The organism is Bacillus sp. R86525 (assembly GCF_042466195.1).
Taxonomy (GTDB): Bacteria; Bacillota; Bacilli; order Bacillales; family Bacillaceae_G; genus Bacillus_A; species Bacillus_A nitratireducens.
The window spans coordinates 2,899,635-2,918,366 of sequence record NZ_JAXHPX010000007.1 but is presented as its reverse complement, the minus strand read 5'-3'; the positions used below and the strand labels follow the sequence as shown (position 1 = coordinate 2,918,366).

General features: G+C 33.1%; 22 protein-coding genes and 1 pseudogene. 17 read left to right on the top strand and 6 right to left on the bottom strand.

What is annotated here, in order from left to right:
• The 3 genes from SJY24_RS17615 to SJY24_RS17605 are packed head-to-tail and all read left to right on the top strand — an operon-like array spanning position 1 to position 4,323.
• Positions 1 to 789: an enoyl-CoA hydratase gene (locus SJY24_RS17615; RefSeq protein ID WP_377865638.1), complete on the top strand. Its 789-nt coding sequence runs from the start codon at positions 1 to 3 to the stop codon at positions 787 to 789.
• Between the two features lie 2 nt (positions 790 to 791).
• The gene (locus SJY24_RS17610; RefSeq protein ID WP_098271584.1) at positions 792 to 2,333 is read left to right on the top strand and encodes an acyl-CoA carboxylase subunit beta; all 1,542 of its coding nucleotides are present in this window, start codon (positions 792 to 794) and stop codon (positions 2,331 to 2,333) included.
• Positions 2,334 to 2,382: 49 nt separating this feature from the next.
• The gene (locus tag SJY24_RS17605) at positions 2,383 to 4,323 is read left to right on the top strand and encodes an AMP-binding protein (protein ID WP_377865637.1); all 1,941 of its coding nucleotides are present in this window, start codon (positions 2,383 to 2,385) and stop codon (positions 4,321 to 4,323) included.
• A 442-nt stretch (positions 4,324 to 4,765) separates the two neighbouring features.
• Here the strand turns inward: SJY24_RS17605 and SJY24_RS17600 are convergent, their stop codons facing one another.
• Positions 4,766 to 4,963 carry a hypothetical protein gene (locus SJY24_RS17600; RefSeq protein WP_377865636.1) on the bottom strand — a complete coding sequence of 66 codons (198 nt, stop codon included), beginning with the start codon at positions 4,961 to 4,963 and terminating at the stop codon, positions 4,766 to 4,768.
• 431 nt (positions 4,964 to 5,394) lie between these two features.
• Here SJY24_RS17600 and SJY24_RS17595 point away from each other — a divergent pair, with 431 nt between their 5' ends.
• Positions 5,395 to 5,610 (top strand): hypothetical protein, encoded by a 216-nt coding sequence (locus tag SJY24_RS17595; protein WP_000237377.1) that lies wholly within the window; start codon positions 5,395 to 5,397, stop codon positions 5,608 to 5,610.
• Positions 5,611 to 5,831: 221 nt separating this feature from the next.
• On the opposite strand, the pseudogene SJY24_RS17590 reads toward SJY24_RS17595, so the two are convergent.
• Together SJY24_RS17590 and SJY24_RS17585 are read right to left on the bottom strand one after the other, a co-directional pair.
• Positions 5,832 to 5,888 (bottom strand): annotated as a pseudogene (locus SJY24_RS17590) (exosporium leader peptide-containing protein); the annotation flags it as partial.
• A 197-nt stretch (positions 5,889 to 6,085) separates the two neighbouring features.
• Positions 6,086 to 6,454, bottom strand: coding sequence for an FtsB family cell division protein (locus SJY24_RS17585; protein ID WP_377865635.1), 369 nt, complete (start codon positions 6,452 to 6,454; stop codon positions 6,086 to 6,088).
• A 333-nt stretch (positions 6,455 to 6,787) separates the two neighbouring features.
• Here SJY24_RS17585 and SJY24_RS17580 point away from each other — a divergent pair, with 333 nt between their 5' ends.
• The 6 genes from SJY24_RS17580 (at position 6,788) to SJY24_RS17555 (ending at position 10,259) form a co-directional block, all read left to right on the top strand.
• Positions 6,788 to 6,958: a hypothetical protein gene (locus SJY24_RS17580; RefSeq protein WP_377865634.1), complete on the top strand. Its 171-nt coding sequence runs from the start codon at positions 6,788 to 6,790 to the stop codon at positions 6,956 to 6,958.
• Positions 6,959 to 7,514: 556 nt separating this feature from the next.
• Positions 7,515 to 7,871 (top strand): hypothetical protein, encoded by a 357-nt coding sequence (locus tag SJY24_RS17575; protein ID WP_088009004.1) that lies wholly within the window; start codon positions 7,515 to 7,517, stop codon positions 7,869 to 7,871.
• A gap of 128 nt (positions 7,872 to 7,999) precedes the next feature.
• On the top strand, positions 8,000 to 8,515 hold the full coding sequence (locus SJY24_RS17570; RefSeq protein WP_377865633.1) for a GNAT family N-acetyltransferase: 516 nt from the start codon (positions 8,000 to 8,002) through the stop codon (positions 8,513 to 8,515).
• A 46-nt stretch (positions 8,516 to 8,561) separates the two neighbouring features.
• Complete coding sequence (locus SJY24_RS17565; protein WP_377865632.1) at positions 8,562 to 9,122, top strand: nucleoside/nucleotide kinase family protein; 561 nt, start codon at positions 8,562 to 8,564, stop codon at positions 9,120 to 9,122.
• The gene (locus SJY24_RS17560; RefSeq protein ID WP_377865631.1) at positions 9,115 to 9,855 is read left to right on the top strand and encodes an alpha/beta fold hydrolase; all 741 of its coding nucleotides are present in this window, start codon (positions 9,115 to 9,117) and stop codon (positions 9,853 to 9,855) included. The genes SJY24_RS17565 and SJY24_RS17560 overlap by 8 nt, the downstream gene beginning before the upstream one ends.
• A gap of 2 nt (positions 9,856 to 9,857) precedes the next feature.
• Positions 9,858 to 10,259, top strand: a complete 402-nt coding sequence (locus SJY24_RS17555; protein WP_377865630.1) for a DinB family protein — start codon at positions 9,858 to 9,860, stop codon at positions 10,257 to 10,259.
• 111 nt (positions 10,260 to 10,370) lie between these two features.
• Here the strand turns inward: SJY24_RS17555 and SJY24_RS17550 are convergent, their stop codons facing one another.
• From SJY24_RS17550 to SJY24_RS17540, 3 genes are all read right to left on the bottom strand, one after another.
• Complete coding sequence (locus SJY24_RS17550; RefSeq protein ID WP_377865629.1) at positions 10,371 to 11,387, bottom strand: D-alanyl-D-alanine carboxypeptidase family protein; 1,017 nt, start codon at positions 11,385 to 11,387, stop codon at positions 10,371 to 10,373.
• Between the two features lie 181 nt (positions 11,388 to 11,568).
• Positions 11,569 to 12,726: a sensor histidine kinase gene (locus tag SJY24_RS17545; RefSeq protein WP_001243292.1), complete on the bottom strand. Its 1,158-nt coding sequence runs from the start codon at positions 12,724 to 12,726 to the stop codon at positions 11,569 to 11,571.
• Positions 12,716 to 13,411 (bottom strand): response regulator transcription factor, encoded by a 696-nt coding sequence (locus SJY24_RS17540; RefSeq protein ID WP_033656750.1) that lies wholly within the window; start codon positions 13,409 to 13,411, stop codon positions 12,716 to 12,718. Before SJY24_RS17540 ends, SJY24_RS17545 begins: the two co-directional genes overlap by 11 nt.
• A gap of 193 nt (positions 13,412 to 13,604) precedes the next feature.
• Between SJY24_RS17540 and yqeK the strand changes: the two genes are divergently transcribed.
• The 7 genes from yqeK (at position 13,605) to SJY24_RS17505 (ending at position 18,674) form a co-directional block, all read left to right on the top strand.
• On the top strand, positions 13,605 to 14,213 hold the full coding sequence (gene yqeK / locus SJY24_RS17535) for a bis(5'-nucleosyl)-tetraphosphatase (symmetrical) YqeK (protein WP_377865628.1): 609 nt from the start codon (positions 13,605 to 13,607) through the stop codon (positions 14,211 to 14,213).
• Between the two features lie 13 nt (positions 14,214 to 14,226).
• Positions 14,227 to 14,901: a DUF3885 domain-containing protein gene (locus SJY24_RS17530; RefSeq protein WP_377865627.1), complete on the top strand. Its 675-nt coding sequence runs from the start codon at positions 14,227 to 14,229 to the stop codon at positions 14,899 to 14,901.
• Positions 14,898 to 15,635, top strand: a complete 738-nt coding sequence (gene mtnN, locus SJY24_RS17525) for a 5'-methylthioadenosine/S-adenosylhomocysteine nucleosidase (RefSeq protein WP_377865626.1) — start codon at positions 14,898 to 14,900, stop codon at positions 15,633 to 15,635. The genes SJY24_RS17530 and mtnN overlap by 4 nt, the downstream gene beginning before the upstream one ends.
• Before the next feature lie 16 nt (positions 15,636 to 15,651).
• Positions 15,652 to 16,287 (top strand): SDR family oxidoreductase, encoded by a 636-nt coding sequence (locus tag SJY24_RS17520; protein ID WP_377865625.1) that lies wholly within the window; start codon positions 15,652 to 15,654, stop codon positions 16,285 to 16,287.
• A 14-nt stretch (positions 16,288 to 16,301) separates the two neighbouring features.
• Positions 16,302 to 17,042 (top strand): class I SAM-dependent methyltransferase, encoded by a 741-nt coding sequence (locus SJY24_RS17515; protein ID WP_377865624.1) that lies wholly within the window; start codon positions 16,302 to 16,304, stop codon positions 17,040 to 17,042.
• Positions 17,043 to 17,069: 27 nt separating this feature from the next.
• The gene (locus SJY24_RS17510; protein ID WP_377865623.1) at positions 17,070 to 17,918 is read left to right on the top strand and encodes a GNAT family N-acetyltransferase; all 849 of its coding nucleotides are present in this window, start codon (positions 17,070 to 17,072) and stop codon (positions 17,916 to 17,918) included.
• A gap of 192 nt (positions 17,919 to 18,110) precedes the next feature.
• The gene (locus SJY24_RS17505) at positions 18,111 to 18,674 is read left to right on the top strand and encodes a class I SAM-dependent methyltransferase (protein WP_377865622.1); all 564 of its coding nucleotides are present in this window, start codon (positions 18,111 to 18,113) and stop codon (positions 18,672 to 18,674) included.
• Positions 18,675 to 18,732: the final 58 nt, after the last annotated feature.

The window sequence follows — 18,732 nt, the reverse complement described above, 5'->3', positions numbered from 1 at the left end:
ATGCTACAATTACAAAATATTTCAGTTGACTATGTTACACCGCACGTTGTAAAGATTTCGTTAAATCGTGATAGACAAGCAAACTCATTATCTTTGGCATTATTAGAAGAATTACAAACTATATTAACTCAAATAAACGAAGAATCAAATACGCGCGTTGTTATTTTAACAGGGGCTGGCGAAAAAGCGTTTTGCGCTGGTGCTGATTTAAAAGAGCGTGCCAACATGAGTGAAGAACAAGTTCGCCATGTTGTGGGTATGATTCGTTCTACTATGGAGATGGTGGAACAATTACCACAACCAGTTATTGCTGCTATTAATGGAATCGCACTTGGTGGAGGTACTGAATTAAGCTTAGCTTGTGATTTTAGAATTGCTTCTGACACTGCAAGTCTAGGTCTTACTGAAACTTCTCTTGCAATTATACCAGGAGCAGGTGGTACTCAGCGTTTACCGAGATTAATTGGAGTCGGTAGAGCGAAAGAATTAATTTATACTGGAAGACGTATTTCGGCGCAAGAAGCGAAAGAATATGGTTTAGTAGAATTTGTTGTACCAGCTGATTTACTAGAAGAGAAAGCAATTGAAATTGCAGATCGAATTGCTAAAAATGGTCCAATTGCTGTTCGATTAGCAAAAGAAGCAATTTCAAATGGTATTCAAGTAGATTTACATACCGGATTACAAATGGAAAAACAGGCGTATGAGGGCGTAATCCATACGAAAGATAGATTAGAAGGATTACAGGCATTCAAGGAAAAACGCAAACCAATGTATAAGGGGGAGTAAATATGTTAGATCAAAAACAACAATCTAATTCATTTGAAGAACGAGTTGAAACAATTAAGCAAGGCGGGGCACCGAAATATCATGAACAAAACAAGGCAAAAGGAAAACTTTTTGTTCGAGATCGTTTAGCTCTTTTATTCGATAATGGTGAATATGTGGAAGATGCATTATTTGCAAATTGTGAACAAACCGGGTTACCAGCTGACGGCGTTGTAACTGCAACTGGTAAAATACATGGTCGTACTGCGTGCGTAATGGCAAATGATTCAACTGTTAAGGCTGGATCATGGGGAGCACGTACAGTTGAAAAGATTTTACGTATTCAAGAAACGGCTGAGAAATTACGTGTGCCGTTATTTTATTTAGTTGATTCCGCTGGGGCACGTATTACAGATCAAGTTGAAATGTTCCCTGGACGCCGCGGTGCAGGAAGAATCTTTTATAACCAAGTGAAATTATCTGGTAAAGTGCCGCAAATTTGTTTATTATTTGGTCCTTCAGCAGCTGGTGGTGCATATATTCCAGCATTTTGTGATGTTGTTATGATGGTTGAAGGAAATGCATCTATGTATTTAGGGTCTCCGCGTATGGCCGAAATGGTTATTGGCGAAAAGGTAACTTTAGAAGAAATGGGCGGAGCTCGTATGCATTGCTCAGTATCAGGATGCGGAGATGTTTTATGTAAAACAGAAGAAGATGCAATTACGCAAGCAAGACAATACATTTCATATTTCCCAAGTAACTATCTAGAAAAGACTCCATTGATTACACCTCAAGAGCCGAAACAGTTCGATAAAACGTTAGAACAAATCATTCCAGAAAATCAAAATGCTCCTTTCAATATGAAAGATCTCATTAACAGAATTATTGATGAAGGTTCTTTCTTTGAAGTGAAAAAATTATTTGCTCAAGAACTAATTACAGGTTTAGCACGTATTGACGGTAAGCCAATTGGCATTATTGCAAATCAGCCGCGTATGAAAGGCGGCGTTTTATTCCATGATTCAGCTGATAAAGCAGCGAAGTTCATTAATTTATGCGATGCATATCATATCCCACTATTATTCCTTGCGGATGTACCTGGATTTATGATTGGTACGAAAGTAGAACGTGCTGGTATTATTCGTCACGGTGCAAAAATGATCTCCGCAATGAGTGAAGCAACTGTACCGAAAATTTCTATCGTTGTTCGTAAAGCATACGGTGCTGGTTTATATGCAATGGCAGGTCCAGCATTTGAACCAGATTGCTGTTTAGCATTACCGACAGCTTCTATTGCAGTAATGGGTCCAGAGGCAGCGGTTAATGCTGTATATGCAAATAAGATTGCAGCTTTACCAGAAGAAGAGCGTGCTAGCTTCATTGCTGAAAAACGTGAAGAGTATAAGAAGGATATTGATATTTATCATTTAGCATCAGAAATGGTGATTGATGGTATTGTTCATCCAAACAATTTACGTGAAGAGTTAAAAGGACGATTCGAAATGTATATGAGTAAATATCAAGTATTTACGGATCGTAAACATCCTGTATATCCAGTTTAAAAGCCCTATTAAGGGCTTTCTTGCTCAATAAGTCAAGGAGGGGAAAACATTGAAACAAGCAGTTTGGTTTCCAACAGAAGAATATAAAGAAAAAACGAGATTATTTAGTTGGATGAAATCATTAGGTTATGAAGATTACGAAGCCTTTTATAATAAATCAATTGAAGAAACAGCGTGGTTTTGGGGAGAAGCTGAGAAAGCAGTTGGTTATCAGTGGATGGAACCATATACAGAAGTGTTAGATTTAGAAAATGGTACACCGTTTGCACAGTGGTACACTGGGGGTACTTGTAACGTTGTAGAATCTGCTTTATCTCGCTGGCTTGCAGATGATAAAACGAAAACACAGGCAGCACTCATGTATGAAGGGGAAAATGGAACTTCGAAATCATTTACATATGAAGAGCTTGACAGCTGGGTAAGCCGTGTTGCCAACGGTTTGAAATATGCTGGTATTGAAAAAGGTGATCGTGTAACAATTTACATGCCAATGATTCCTGAAACAGTTGTTGCTATGTTAGCAGTAATGAAAATTGGAGCGATTATTTCACCAATATTCTCAGGTTTTGCTTCGGATGCAGTAATGACACGTGTACAAGCAGCTGGTTCAAAGATGATTATTACCGCAGATGGCTTTTCACGCCGCGGGAAAATTGTTTCTTTAAAAGATGAAGTAGATAAAGCTTGTGAACATTGTCCAACTGTTGAAAAGGTGGTAATTGTTCGTCATGCAGGAAATGATTTTACACCGCATAATTATGATTATTCATGGAGTACGTTAGAAAAAGAAAAACCATTTATACATGCTGAAGAAATGCATAGTGATGATCCATTAATGCTCATTTATACATCAGGAACGACTGGTAATCCGAAAGGAACAGTACACACACATGCTGGTTTTCCGCTAAAATCTGCATTTGATGCAGGGTTTGGAATGAATATAAAACAAGGTGACCGTGTATTATGGGTAACTGATATGGGCTGGATGATGGGACCATTTTTACTATTTGGCTCTTTAATTAATGGAGCAACGATGGTTATGTATGAAGGTGTTCCAGACTTTCCAGAATCAGACCGCTTATGGGAGACAGTCGATAAATATGAAATTACTCACCTAGGGATTTCACCAACATTAATCCGTGCGTTAATGGCTAAAGGTGATGAATATGTAAATAAACATTCACTCAAGAGTTTAGAAGTATTCGCATCAACAGGAGAACCTTGGAATCCAGACCCTTGGATGTGGCTGTTTGAAACGGTTGGAAAAGGGAAAGTACCAATTTGTAACTATTCAGGAGGAACTGAAATTTCAGGTGGGATTTTCGGAAATGTTCTTGTTAAGCCAATCGCACCGATTAGTTTTAACGCATCTTTACCAGGGATGGCAGCGGTTGTACTTGATGATCAAGGTAAACCTATTCGTGATGAAGTCGGAGAATTATGTTTAGAAAAACCTTGGGTAGGTATGACGAAGAGTTTCTGGGAAGATGATGAGCGTTATGTAAACACATATTGGTCACGCTTTGAAAATAAATGGGTCCATGGGGATTGGGTCATTTATGACGGTGAACAATATATCATTACAGGCCGTTCAGATGATACGTTAAACATTGCTGGAAAACGTATTGGACCTGCTGAATATGAATCTATCCTTGTGAAACATAATAATGTAATAGAAGCAGCTGCAATTGGTGTACCTGACGATATTAAAGGCGAGGTTTGTCATTGCTTTGTAGTATTACGAGACGGTGTAATATTTACAGCAGAATTAAAGAAAGAATTAATGAGTTTAGTAAATTCTCATATCGGAAAAGCATTATGTCCAAAAGATATTCACGTTGTGGAGGATTTACCAAAAACACGTAATTCTAAAGTAATGCGACGTGTTATTAAAGCAGCTTACTTAGGAAAAGAGTTAGGCGATTTATCGTCACTAGTAAATCCTGAAGTAGTACCCTTTATTCAAGGACTACAGTCTAGCAAATTATAAAATTACGAATGAGCTCTATGTAAATAGAGCTCATTTTTAATGTTTACAAAAAGATACGAGAGAAAAAGTAAATTTGAAGTTAAAAAATCTACTATTAGTGTTAAGTATGTCTGTTTATTTTTAGTTTTTATCAAAATAGGATACTGTGGCTGTCTATTCAATGGAGTGATTGGATTTTGTTAAGAATGAAAATTTAGTGAAGAAAAAAGTAATGAATAAAAGGAGAAATCCCTGGGGGACAGGGATTCAATAAGGGAGATAATATTGTCGTTCAATGTCGAAATTTGGCGTATCCGACAAATTAATATTATCACGAATTTTCAGGAGATTGTGATAGTGGATGTGTCAAAAATGTGTACAGGTTCCATATAAAAATGTTATTTAAATAGGAAAAGGGAAAAGAATTAAGTTCACTTGTTCTTAAGATTGTTCCCTTTTAAATTTACTGATTGTTCGTTGTTCTATATACATCTGAAATTGGTAAATCTTCGCCATGTAAAGCTTGAGTACTGTCCTTTTTGTTTGAATCATGTGCCTCCTGAGATGCTTCTTGCATCTGCTCTTGGGCTTTACTAGGAGTATTCAGCGCATCCGATGACACATAATCAAGTTGTTGATTTAATAGATTTTTCTTATCCAAGTTATGTAGCTCCTTTTTGAACTTAGATATAAAAACGATGTCTTTTTAAATAGTTACGTGGGTATTATGTATTTTTGAATGGAATTATATACACAAACTATATTGAGAATTTAACTAATTATAAAAATTACTTGTGGTGACAAGCTTAAGGAATATAAAGATCATTAGTTCTTAATAAAAGCGTTATTTTAGTGGGGTGTAGATTAAATAGAACCTGTTGTACGGAACAATTCCTTTCAAAAAGGACAACAGATAATGAATGGAGGTTACTTGAACATTTCTATTAGTGGTAACTAGATCCCATTCGTTGGATGCTACGAAATTTCATTTGAAAGGAACATCCCAATGATAAGATGAGCACTGTAAATCAGTGCTCATCTTATCAGAAATTGCTTAGTCCTTAAAAATAAAACCATTACGGACAATTCACAATGGTAATAGTGACGTTTGCCATTGTTCCAGGAGAATCAAGAAGTGAAGCAGTAACAGTTACTGTTCCAGGCCCATTAGCGGCTAGAAATACAGCGGTAAAGTTGCCTGAAGCATTGGTAATGACAGCAAGAGGAACCATGAAAGCAAGAGAAGGGTTACTAAATGAAAAACTGACGACTACTCCTGGAGTAGGACTACCGTTTACTAATACTTGACCCGAAAAAAATAAAGTATTATTTCCTTGAGTGGATACACATGCTGTGGTTTCGTTAGAAGTCAAGGTAATAGATGCAGGCCCAGCAGGAAGATTAAATCCAGTTGGTCCGGTTGGTCCGGTTGGTCCGGTTGGTCCGGTTGGTCCGGTTGAACCGGTTGATCCAGTAGAACCGGTAGCTCCAGTAGGACCAGTAGGGAATTGAAAGGGTGGAACAGGTGGAAGTGTAGGTCCAATAGAACCCGGATTAAGTGCAGCAAAAGATAAAAACTCGTCCATTATATATCACCTCTTAAAATCGTATTACTAATAGTAAATGTAATGATAGAGCAAAGTGAAATGGACAAGCGGTTGTATTTTAATAAATTAAACAAAATAGTTATTTGATAGAAAGAGATATTAATATGATTACTTTAGAAATTAAATATAAAAAGGCGATTATCTTTATATCGACTTTTGGAAAATGCAGTGTAATTTTATTCAGTTATTTGAAATATAGTTTCATTCGGTTTGGAAAATCCATACAGTTTCCTTGCGAATTTTAAAACTTCTTCTTCACTACCTGTTAAAACTTTAACATCATTTTTAAGGGTATGACCATCCTTCTTTAAAGAAGATAATTTTTGTTGCTCCGTATTAACCGTGATTTGTTTTTCTTTAATCATTTCTTGTTGGTTATTAAGAGAATATTGAAGGACAAAAATTATAGGTAATATAAAAGCTAAAGTAGTTATAATACGGCGTCTTGTTTTTTTATTATTACCTTGTTTGATGTTAGCGTTCACTTGCTGTGAGGGTATCTTAGGATTTGATTGTTGTGATGATACTTTTGGGATGTTTCCCATTAAAATGCCTCCATTACTGATTGTAGAATTTAAACCGTTTAAAAGTATTATAAATGTTCAATAGGAATTTTAGAAGATATTTTATTAATATAGGTGAGTTTTGTAAAGTTTAAACAAAATCATTATTTAAATAAAAGAAACCCCGATTGTCTGCGGAGCTCCTAAGGGTAATAGTCAAGTAATGACGTACTCAACTAATTAACGATATTATGAATTTTTTTGGTGAAAATACTGGTAAATGCGTCCAAATTAATGAGAGCCTCATTTGAAACAAAAACGCTATTTAAATAAGGAGGGGAATAATGATGATTCCATGGGACAAGCGAGTATACATTGTATCAAGGTGATTATTTTATTACAGAGGGGACAATTTTAGAGGTTAGTGAAAAGATGAATAAATCATTAAATTGGCTTCGGTGTATGTTAGCTCCAAACTATGAAAAAGTGTACGGTAATAGTACAAAGCGACTTCGGCTGGTGCGGATAGATGATGACGAAGAATGATATAAAAATTTCATTTCGTAGAGAAATATGTTGATTAAGGATGGGCATTGAATATGCCATGTTTGTATGAATAAAGAGCAGAATTTAGCCTATATAAAGGTGTTGGAATTGTTCTAAAGGGGATCTTGAATTCTCCAAGAAAACAGACTTTGAATTCAGGGTTCTATCTACACGTATAGCGCTGACTATCATTGGCGCCTTGGCTTTATGGATGCTTATAGTAATCTATATAAAATAATCCTTTTCTAATAAGAAATATACTAAAATATGAGAAAATGCTGTAATAATAATTGTACATTTAGTCCTACTGGAAGAACCAGTGGACATCAAACTAAAAAGGGCGTTGTTATATTGCTCTGTAGTTGGGTGCCCGCTTTTTTATTTTTTATTAACAAAATAGATTAGTGGTGTTTTTATAAATGACGCAATTTCGTTTTTAGTATATAAAAAGAAGGTTTAGTACAAGTGTTTATTTTTTTGTTTTTATGCTTTCGTCTCGTACACTTTTAAGCTATTGGACATACTTTACTAATAGAAAGGATTAGGGGGTGAGGTTTTGGGTTCTCGATTTAATAATTGTAAAAAGAAGTGTACATGTAAACAGGATGATTGTTTGGAAATATTCGAAGAGTGTAAAAAAGAAAAGCATGAGAAATGTGATAATTCTTGTGTACAAGGAATTAGAGATGAGCTTAAGAAATTAATTAATCAAACAGTTCAAATTAATACAGAGGGACGTACTTATGTAGGTACTGTTTTGTCAGTAAGTTGTGATGTTGTTAAGCTTGCAGCTATTCCTGGATCTGTTGGAGTAATTATCTCCATTTGCAAAATTGAAGCAATTTTCCCTCCTGTTACAACGGTTACCGCTGAGTTTGATTTTAATGGTGTTGACGTGGCAAACAAAGCATAATTATGCTGTTTTTTGTAAAGCCATTCTTATGAATGGCTTTATTTTAATTTCGTATAAAAGGAGAATATATTCTTTATATAGAAATAGGTTTGAGGCTATAAAGAGTGATGTACGAAAGGAGAATGAGAGTGATTAAATTAGTGCCCTTTAAAAGATCTGATTTCAAACAATTAATAAATTGGATTAATTCCGAAGAATTTTTAATACAATGGTCGGGAAATGCATTTACATATCCTTTAAATGAACAGCAATTAGAGAAATATACAGAAAGTGCAAACACACTGGCATTCAAAATAATAGATGAAGAGACTAAAGCAGTTATTGGTCATATTTCTCTTGGACAAATAGATAATATAAATAAGTCTGCTAGAATTGGAAAAGTGCTAGTCGGTAATACGAAAATGAGAGGGCATTCTATAGGGCAACATATGATGAAAGCCGTACTTTGTATTGCTTTTGATGAATTAAAACTACATAGAGTAACTCTTGGTGTTTATGACTTTAATAAGTCAGCTATTTCTTGTTACGAAAAAATAGGTTTTGTAAAAGAAGGTTTATTAAGAGAGTCAAAAAGAGTAGGAGAAAGGTATTGGAATTTATGGGAAATGAGTATGTTAGAATATGAATGGGACAATAAACAATAGTATTTTATAATTATATTATGTTAACAAAAGGGGTTTGGTGGGAATCGTGAATAAAAAAACTAAAATAATTTCAATTGCAGCTGTTTCAGGGGGCGGTAAAACTACCATTACAGAAAGTTTAACTCATGAGTTGAAAAACTCAAAGGCTCTATATTTTGATAGATATAAATTTGATAACTGTCCTGTTGATATTTGTAAATGGATTGATGATGGAGCTAATTACGATGAATGGGTACTTACACCGCTAATGGATGATATTCAGCGTTCAATACAAGATAGTAGTTTAGATTATATCATTGTAGATTATCCTTTTGCATACTTAAATAAGGAAGTGGGACAACTAATTGATGTAACTATATTTATCGATACACCTTTAGATATTGCGATGGCTAGAAGAATTTTGAGAGATTTTAAAGAAGATACAATGAGTGAAATACATAATAATTTGAAACATTACATGACACATGCGAGAAAAGCTTATTTAGAGGCAATTCATACTGTTAAGCCGAATTCGGATATTGTATTGGATGGATCTTTATCTATAAGTGAAATAATTGATCAAATAATAGAGGAACTTAATCGAAGAGAAGTGATTGTGAATGGTTAAATGTATAAAACAATATGTACAAGTTGATAGCTTTAAAATATATACAAAAATATTTCAAGGAAAAAAGCAGCAGCCTGTTATTATAATGGAGGCAGGATATGGCGATCATTCAAAGGCATGGGATCGTATTGCGGAAGGGCTGACGGAATATGGGACGGTACTCACATATGATCGAGCTGGATTAGGAAAAAGTGAGAATAGCTCTAAGCTACGCATTAGTTCTGAAATGGTAAAAGATTTAAGAGATTGTTTAAAGCAACTTCATTTAAGCCCACCATATATATTTGTAGGTCATTCATTTGGTGGTATCAATGCACGTTTATTTACGACTTTTTATCCTGATGGTATGTTGGGAATCGTTTTGGTTGATTCAACACCAGAAAATTATAAAGAAGATTTTTTATCAATAATGCCTCCAGAATTTCAAGAAGCTTACTATAAGCAATTTGTATATGAAAGTTCATATGAAGAGTTTATGTTTAGTCTAGGTGAAGCAGATAGACATTGTAAATCAATGAGTGATATTCCACTTGTCGTGTTAGCTGCTGGAAAAAAAGATTTTTATTCAGCAGATGCACAACTGAAATGGTTACAATTGCAAGAAGAATTATTACAATTATCAAGCAAAAATAAATTTATAATTGCAGAACATAGCGGTCACTATATTCAAAAGGATGAGCCACATTATATTATAGATGCTGTTAAGTGGATCCTTGGGATAGGGGAGAGATAAATGTGTACACTTTATTTCAATATAATTGGCAAGTAAGAGAAGAGTGGTTTAAGTGGTGTGAACAGCTTACAGAGGAGGAATTGCTTCGCAAACGTGTTGGAGGTGTTGGGAGTATTTTAGAAACACTTTTCCATATTGTAGATGTTGAGTATAGCTGGATTTGTGATTTGAAAGGAAAAGAAGTAGATGAGCCGCAATTTAAGGATTATCAATCAATCCAGAAACTGAAAGCGTTATCTGATTTGTATAACAAGGATTTAGAGAGGTTTTTACAATCGTGGACAGAAGACTTAGAGAATAAAATATTAAAAGTTTCATGGATGGATAAAGAGTATAGGTATGGTGAAGTGTTACGACACGTTATTGTACATGAAATTCATCATATAGGTCAGCTATCAATATGAGCAAGAGAATTAAATCTTCAGCCCGTTTCAGCGAATTTAATTGGAAGAGGATTATATATTTAGAAACCGACTTGCTAAATGCAAGTCGGTTTTTTATATAAAAGAGAACGGTTAGTTAAAGTCCTCGGATTTTTTCTGACGTATATGTAAAAACATTAAGATCGTAATGATTAAAAAGATTATTACTGTTTGTATGATTAAATTTTTAAACTGAAGTAAAATGGTCCAAGATGTAATAGTGTCTTTGAAAGCTTGGAGTGCAGAATATGAGGTAGGTTCAAAAGCGTATTGAAGTAACTTTTTTGTTTCAACAAAAGCCGTGTTTTCTTCATTGGCGTCTAATACTACAGAAATAAACCGTGTGTTTCCTTGTTTTGCTGTACTAACAAAGCTGTAATTACCGTTAGTTGACAAACTAGATTGTAAGCCATCAACACCTTTTAATTTAATGTTATTATTAAGAGAATAAATCATTTTATTTGTGTTGAAAACTTGAACATCTTTGAAGGTAAATCGATAAGAGGTTTGTTTAGTAATATTTAATACATCTGGATAGTCTTTTATTAATTGTGCAGCTATTTCGGCTGCGTCTATTGCTGTTGTAATTGATTGTCTATTCTTTTCACTATTTATTCCGGTTGAATTTAAAAATGGAGATTGTTGTGATAACTTTAGTTGCTTTGCTTTTTCATTCATTAACGATGTAAAATTATCTTCATTTCCAGCAATGTGTTCTGAAAGTGCAAGCGCAGAACGATTATTTCCGGTTAAAAGCAAAGCATGAAGTAAGTCACGAACGGTAGTGTTATCCTTCGATGTTACTTGGATCGGACTTGTTTCTGTTTTAAAAACTTCGTTTCTTATTTTCACAGATTCATCTAATTGTATTTTTCCATCATGAAGTTGTTCCATCACAATATATTCTGTCATTAATTTAGATAAAGTGGCCGACTGAATAGGAGTACGTTCATTTTTTTTATAAACAATTTCACCAGAATTAGTATCTATTAAAATAGCTGATTTAGCTCGAATAGTTGGACCATTTACATAAAGATAAAAATATAAAACGATAAGTGCAGTAATAAGAAAAGATAATAATAAAATTGTTATTTTTTTAAAAAATTGCATACGCGATCCTCCTACAATTACATCAATAATATTATTGTAAGAAGGAATGTTTAATTAGTAAGAAAGAAAAGGTAAAGAATTTCTAAAGAATTTTAAGGAATTCTTTAATTTTGGATTTTGATGGAAAATTAAAGGTTCAATTTCTTATTAGATAAGAAATTGAACCTAAAAATATGCCTTATTAACATTTATATGGAAGTAATTTTACAGTGAAAGTTGTCTTTTCATCATCACTATATACTTCAATCGTTCCTTTATGCAGTTCGACAATACTTTTTGCAATTGCTAATCCGAGCCCTGATCCACCGGTGTTTGTCGATCGTGATTTTTCTACGCGATAAAAACGTTCAAAAACATGAGGTAAATCAGTACTTGGGATAGCCTGTCCGTAATTTGTTATATCAATTGCAATCGTATTATTGTCTTCGTAAGCTGTAATATCAATATGATTTCCATCATTTCCATAAGTAATAGCATTTATGATTAGGTTTTCAAAAACACGTACTAATTTATCCCCATCAGCGAGTACCATTAGCTTTTGAGATGGGAAAGAAGGGCGACATTCAATATTAGCTTCTTGAAGCTGTATCCGAAATTGGACAGTTAATTGTCCTAGCAATTCTACAATATCAATAGGAACAGAATTTAAACTTAACTCTTTATTTTGAACACGTGTATATTCAAACAAATCATTCATTAATGCGTTGAGACGGGTTACTTTATCGTATATGACTTGTATATAATGACGCAATTCCACTTCATCTCTATAATTATCATGATGGATTAAATTCACATATCCAACTATAGATGTAAGAGGTGTTCGTAAGTCATGTGATACATTTGTAATTAGTTCGCTTTTTGCTTGTTCTGCCTGTCTTTCTTCATCAATTGATACTTTTAACTGTTCAACAATTTGATTAACACCAGTTGCTAATTCTTCTAAATAATTATGCTGTACAATAGAAACTTTATGATTAAAGTTTCCACTCGCAATATATCGAATTTCTTCAATCATTTTTTTAATACAAGTTTCATAGTAAAGCTTTCTTTCATGACGATAAAAAATGTAAAGATAGGATGAGAAAATAGAAAATAAAAACAAATAAGAAACGATCATCATCCATAAAGATTCCTTTATCCCTCTATACTTTTCATAACCAAAAATTCGAATGAATTCTTTACCGAGTTCGCTTAGAGTAAGTGAACTCTCAATTACACTCGTTACGAGGCGAAATATAATTAATTCGGTAATAGGTGTAAGAGTGATAGCTAATAAAAGCCAAAAAATAAGCTTCCACTTTGGTATATCTTTTAATATATCAAATGCTTCATTTCTCAATTTTATATCCTACTCCCCAAACCGTATGAATTAGTTTTTCACCATTCATTACGGTTTCAAGTTTATCGCGTAAATTACTAATATGGACCATTACCGTTTTATTAGAACCATAACCGTCTTCATTCCAAACGCGTTCGAATATCTCTTCAGAACTAAATACTCTTCCAGTATTACTCGCAAGTAAATATAAAATATCAAATTCGATAGAGGTGAGCTTAATATATTCGCCATTTACTTTAACCGTATGATTATGTTTATGAATTTCAACTGTACGAATGCGAATAATGCCATCTTCATTCTTTGGTGTGGCAGCGTTTTGGAAAGATGATCTACGTAACAATGCTTTCACTCTAGCAACTAATTCTAGTGGATTAAACGGTTTAATCATATAATCATCTGCACCGGTCATAAGTCCTAATATCTTATCCATATCTTCAGCTTTTGCACTAAGCATAAGGATAGGTACAGTATTATTTTCACGCACTTCTTGACAAACTTCTAATCCATTTCGTTTTGGCATCATAATATCCAAAATCATAAGGTCAACTTCATATGTAGATATCATTTGTAATGCTTCATCACCATCATAAGCTTTATAAATGTTATAACCTTCATTTCGCAAATAAACAGCGAGTAATTCTACAATATCTTTATCATCATCAATAATTAATATGTTTTTATTCATCATATAGTTCCTTTCCTTGCGAATCATCAACATTACTATAATATCAAACATTTATGTATTTTGTAGTAATGTTTCTACAAAAAATTTCACGTAACGTAATAAAAAGGAATTAATACAATTATAACGAATACAAAATAAGAAGGATATTTGAATTTCACGTTATACTGAAAGTTAGTTATAAGGAGGACTTGCTATGTTATATAATGATATATCTCCATTTACTCCGACTGGAAAAATAGAAAATGATATTAAAGCTTTTCTATTAAAATACAATAAAGGATGTACATATAAACATTCAATTCGTGTGGCAAATGAGGCAAGAAAAATTGCGGAAATATTTTATGAAGATAAAGAAAAAGCAGCGATTGCAGGATATTTACATGATATTAGTGCAATCTTTCCGAACGAGGAGCGGATTGCAGTTGCTGAACAATTTGGAATAGAAATATTACAAGAAGAACGAGAATTTCCAATGATTATTCATCAAAAATTATCGAGAGTAATTGCAAAAGAGATATTTAAAATAGAGGATGAAGAAGTTTTAAATGCTATCTGTTGCCACACTACTTTGCGTAAACATGCTACAAAGATGGATTTAGTACTATTTGTTGCTGATAAATTAGAATGGGATCAAATAGGGACACCTCCATATTTACTAAATGTAAAAAAAGCTTTAGGAAACTCTTTAGAACATGCTGCTTTTGTATATATTTCATATTTGTGGGAAAGAAAAGATACATTAAAAGTCATACACCCGTGGCTAGAAGAAGCATATTGGCATTTAAAAGAAATTGTAGAGTAGAAAGGGTATAAAAATGCAATTAAAAGAATATATGAATCAAACATTCCCAGGAGTTACATTCGTACCGTCCATATACTTTCAGTGGGAAAATCATCTTCATTTTGATTTTGGGAAAGATAAATATCAATTCAAAGAAGATGGTAACACGTATAATATGGAATATTTCACACAACTATATAGGTATAATAAAAGTCTATTTAAAGATATATTTTCAAAAGAAGATACTGTCTTTTTAGTCACAAATGTTTATCGATTTAAACAGGAAAATATAAAAAATTCGCAGAAAATAAACGTATACAATAGATTTATTAAAAAGAAGGATTTAAAGTTTCATATAAGACAAGAAACATTCCCCTTTCTATTTGAAGATGCAGAAGCTGACTTATATTGTACATATCAATTTTCTTTACAATGTTTTGCGGAAGATATTAAATATGAACCGCTTATTGAAGCTGTTAATCATGAGGATTTCCCTGACCTACGTCCACGCCTAGGACGAAAAAAAGAGATTTCATATCCAGATATATTTTTTATAAATGTAACAAAGGATATCATCATGTTTATTTATGATGATAGAGGATGTGAAGTAATCGCGAAGAATAAAGAAAAGATACGGGATTTATATGAGAAGTATAAAGAGTGGATACCAGATTATGAACGAGAAAGTATAGATAGCTTATTTAAATGACAATAGGGGAAGTGAAGCGTGTAATGAAACGTATCGCCATCGTATCCGCATGGGAACCAGAACTTACGTATTTGCATCAACATTATCCAAGTGAGCGTGTAGAGAAGAGAGCAGCTTGGGAATTTCATTTTCATTCTATTAATGAATTAGAAGTGATATCAGTTGTAACAGGCGTTGGTAAAGTAAGTTGTGCTAGTTGTGTGCAATTATTAATTAGTGAATTTCGGCCAGACCAGTTATTTATGACAGGAATTTGCGGGAGTTTATCAGATAAAGTGAAAAATGGACACATCGTTGTAGCTCTTAATACTTTGCAGCATGATGTTACAGCGGCTGGTTCAGGAGAAGATAGTTTTAATCTATATGATGGAAGAACAGCACCTATTGAAACAACTAAATCACTCGTAAAACGAATGAAGAAATTGCGTTCGTATGACCCGGTCCATTTTGGTACATTTCTATCTGGAGATCAACGTATTCGAAGTTCAGAAATGAGGTATTTACTTCATACTGTATACGGTGCTTTAGCCGTTGATCAAGAAGTGGCAGCATTTGCTTATGTATGTCGTGTAAATAACAAACCATTTCTATGTTTAAAAGCTGCCTCAGATCAAGCAAATGACAAAACGAAAGAAGAACAAAAGGTTTTTAAAATGTTAGCATGTGAACGAGCGTGTGAGCATTTAATTACTTTTTTACGTGTTTATGAGATTGCTGTAGTAAATAATGGATAGTAAGAGGGTTCTAATAATGGAAAATACAAATAAAATAGCGATTCTTGGTGCGAATGGAAAAGTCGGAAAATTCCTAGTAAATCAAGCGCTAGAAAAGGGCTATCAAGTACGAATATTAGCGAGAAATTCTAAAAATATGACGATAACCAATAAAAATATAGAGCCTATCAGTGGGGATGCCCGTGATTTGTCAGCCATACAGGAATTACTTCAAGGGTGTAAAGCTGTGATTAATGCGGTAGGTCAGCCGAAAAATGAATCTTATATTTTTAGTACAGTTACGGAGCATATTTTAAAAGTAATGAAGGAATATGAAATGAAGCGCTATATTCTTATTTCTGGAGGATCCTTAAATGTAAAAGGAGATCAGAAGGGAATTACAAATAAAATAGGGGCTAATTTGTTTCGATTATTTTTTCCAAAGATGATGCAGGATAAATATAAAGAATTGCAAATTATACAAAGTAGTGAAGTAGATTGGACAATTGTTAGATTACCCTTTGTTATAGAAGGAAATGGTACTGGTGATATTAAAGAGAGTTTAGTAGATATGCCAGGAATCAAAATTCAAAATGGGGATATTGCACCGTTTGTTATAAAACAAATAAATAGTGAGACATATGTAGGAAAATGTCCACTCATTTCAAATTAAGAGGTGAATTAGAATTGCATACGTATTATGGAGAACTTTGTACAAAGATATATGAAAGTGATAAATCAATTGCGAGTGGAAAGGAATTGGATTTTTATCTTTCTTTTGCAAAAGACAAAAACATGAAAGAGTTAGAACCAATGTGCGGAAATGGTAGAATGCTAATTCCTTTTATACAAAATGGTGTGAATATAGAAGGATTCGACATTTCAGAAGACATGCTTAAAGTGTGTAAAGAGAAAGCGGAAAAATTAAACTTAAAACCGGTTGTGTCACTAGGAAGAATAGAAGAATACCATAGTGATAAAAAATATGATCTTATTATGATTCCTGTAGGTTCATTTTCACTGTTACCTGATAATTTAGTAGGAATTAGTCTTCAAAATATGAAAAATAACTTAAAGGAAAATGGAAAATTGCTTCTAACAATTGTACAAGGTGGAAGTGAGATAGAACAAATTCTAGATTGGATAGAGACAAATAGAAAAGAAATTAATAATGAATTAATTGTTGAGTATAGAAAAGTGTCATATGATAAGGCGCAAAAACTTTTAAATATTATACTGAAATATGAAGTCACTCATGATGAGAAAATTGAGGAAACTGAGATTATGGATTTTCCTATAAGACTATATGATTTAAAAGAGTTTGAAAATATACTTATTACTAATGGATTTAGTCAAATTGTTGTTCATGAAATAAAGGATGGATATGGTGTAGGGAATTCATTTCATGTATTTGAATGCAGTTTATAACAAGTCAAAGCGGAGGATTATATTTATATGATTCAATACAAAAGATGTAGTGAAGTCAGTATAGATTTGGTATATGAAGCTTTTAAGGACGGATTTTCAGATTATATTATTAAAATGGATGTTTCAAAAAAAGACTTTATAAAAAGGTTTTTTGGAGCAGAAGGGAATTCACTGGAACACTCCTTTCTTGCTTTAGACGGTGACAAATCTGTTGGCGTGATACTTGGTGGTATTAAGGTATATGAAAGTATAAAAACAATGCGCTGCGGAACATTAGCGGTTCATCCAAAGTTTCGCGGCATTGGTGTAAGTCAAAAGTTATTTGAGTTACATAAAGAAGAAGCGACACAAAATAAATGTAAGCAGCTTTTTCTTGAAGTTATTGTAGGAAACGATCGTGCGATTCAATTTTATAAAAAATTAGGTTATGAAAAAGTATATGATCTTTCTTATTATAATCTAAATGATTTAACTGAAATAATGAATAAAGGTAATAAAAATATTGAAGTAAAACAATTAGAATTTCCAACATTTAAAGTTGAAATTCAGAAATGGTTAAACTTCCATATAAATTGGCAAAATGATATTGATTATATCGAAAAAACAAATCATACATTTTACGGTGCATATGTTGATAGTGATATAAAAGGTTCTGTATGTGTAAATGAACAAGGAAAAATTAGTTTTATTTTCATAGACAAAGACTATAGAAATATTGGTGTTGGGACGAAATTATTACAGGTAGCAAGTGAAGAATTAAAGTTATCAAGTTTATCAATTGGGTTTCCAAACAACAATTTACTGGAAGGGTTTTTAAAGAAATCTGGATTTGAAAAGAATTCTTTAGCACAATATGAAATGTATTTATTGCTATAAAAAGCGGAAAGAATTATTCTTTTCGCTTTTTATTTTGCACTATAAACGTTTTTGCTGTATGTGGGAGGATAAGTAAAAACAACAGAAGTCTTGTCACCTATCTTATTGAGCTAACTGGCACTTTAGTTGAAAAAGGAAAATATATAGTAAACATAGAATATATTAATATATCAAAAGGTTTATGAGGTGAAAGTGATGGCAATTAAGCAAGACGAAATTAAAGTAGTAGTCGGAGCTGGAGTATTTAATAATAATCCAGGTTGGGTTCAAACTCAAGAAGATGAACTTAATTTACTAGACAATACCACTTGGGAAGAAAGATTTGAATACAATTCCATTTCAGCTATTTTAGCAGAGCATGTATGGGAACACCTTACGTTTGAAGAAGGTGTAGAAGCAGCTGAAATTTGTTATAAATTTTTAAAGCCATCAGGGCATATTCGGTGCGGTGTTCCTGATGCGTTTTTCCGAGATGAAGCATATCAAAATATAGTTCAAATAGACGGGCCTGGTCCGAAAGATCACCCAGCAGCAAGCCATAAAATCGTTCATAATTATAAAACATTAACGAAAATATTTGAAATTGCTGGATTTGAGGTAGTTTTACTTGAATATTGTGATGGAAATGGTCAATTTTATTACAATGAATGGGATGCAAACGATGGTGTTATTTTCCGTTCGAAAAAGTATGATTCTAGAAATAGAGGCGATAAACTTGGTTTTCCATCGCTAATTGTTGATGCAATTAAACGTTAAGTCATTCAACTAAAGCAGGTGCTAGTACTATAATTTCATGAGTCGCAGCGGCGTTTTT

Coding starts and splice junctions, on each gene's coding strand:
- SJY24_RS17540 (WP_033656750.1), bottom strand. CDS start 13,411: ATGAATAAAAACATATTAATTATTGATGATGATAAAGATATTGTAGAA.
- SJY24_RS17530 (WP_377865627.1), top strand. CDS start 14,227: ATGCAATTAAAAGAATATATGAATCAAACATTCCCAGGAGTTACATTC.
- SJY24_RS17560 (WP_377865631.1), top strand. CDS start 9,115: ATGGTTAAATGTATAAAACAATATGTACAAGTTGATAGCTTTAAAATA.
- SJY24_RS17615 (WP_377865638.1), top strand. CDS start 1: ATGCTACAATTACAAAATATTTCAGTTGACTATGTTACACCGCACGTT.
- yqeK (WP_377865628.1), top strand. CDS start 13,605: ATGTTATATAATGATATATCTCCATTTACTCCGACTGGAAAAATAGAA.
- SJY24_RS17585 (WP_377865635.1), bottom strand. CDS start 6,454: ATGGGAAACATCCCAAAAGTATCATCACAACAATCAAATCCTAAGATA.
- SJY24_RS17520 (WP_377865625.1), top strand. CDS start 15,652: ATGGAAAATACAAATAAAATAGCGATTCTTGGTGCGAATGGAAAAGTC.
- SJY24_RS17510 (WP_377865623.1), top strand. CDS start 17,070: ATGATTCAATACAAAAGATGTAGTGAAGTCAGTATAGATTTGGTATAT.
- SJY24_RS17610 (WP_098271584.1), top strand. CDS start 792: ATGTTAGATCAAAAACAACAATCTAATTCATTTGAAGAACGAGTTGAA.
- SJY24_RS17595 (WP_000237377.1), top strand. CDS start 5,395: ATGGTAATAGTGACGTTTGCCATTGTTCCAGGAGAATCAAGAAGTGAA.
- mtnN (WP_377865626.1), top strand. CDS start 14,898: ATGACAATAGGGGAAGTGAAGCGTGTAATGAAACGTATCGCCATCGTA.
- SJY24_RS17550 (WP_377865629.1), bottom strand. CDS start 11,387: ATGCAATTTTTTAAAAAAATAACAATTTTATTATTATCTTTTCTTATT.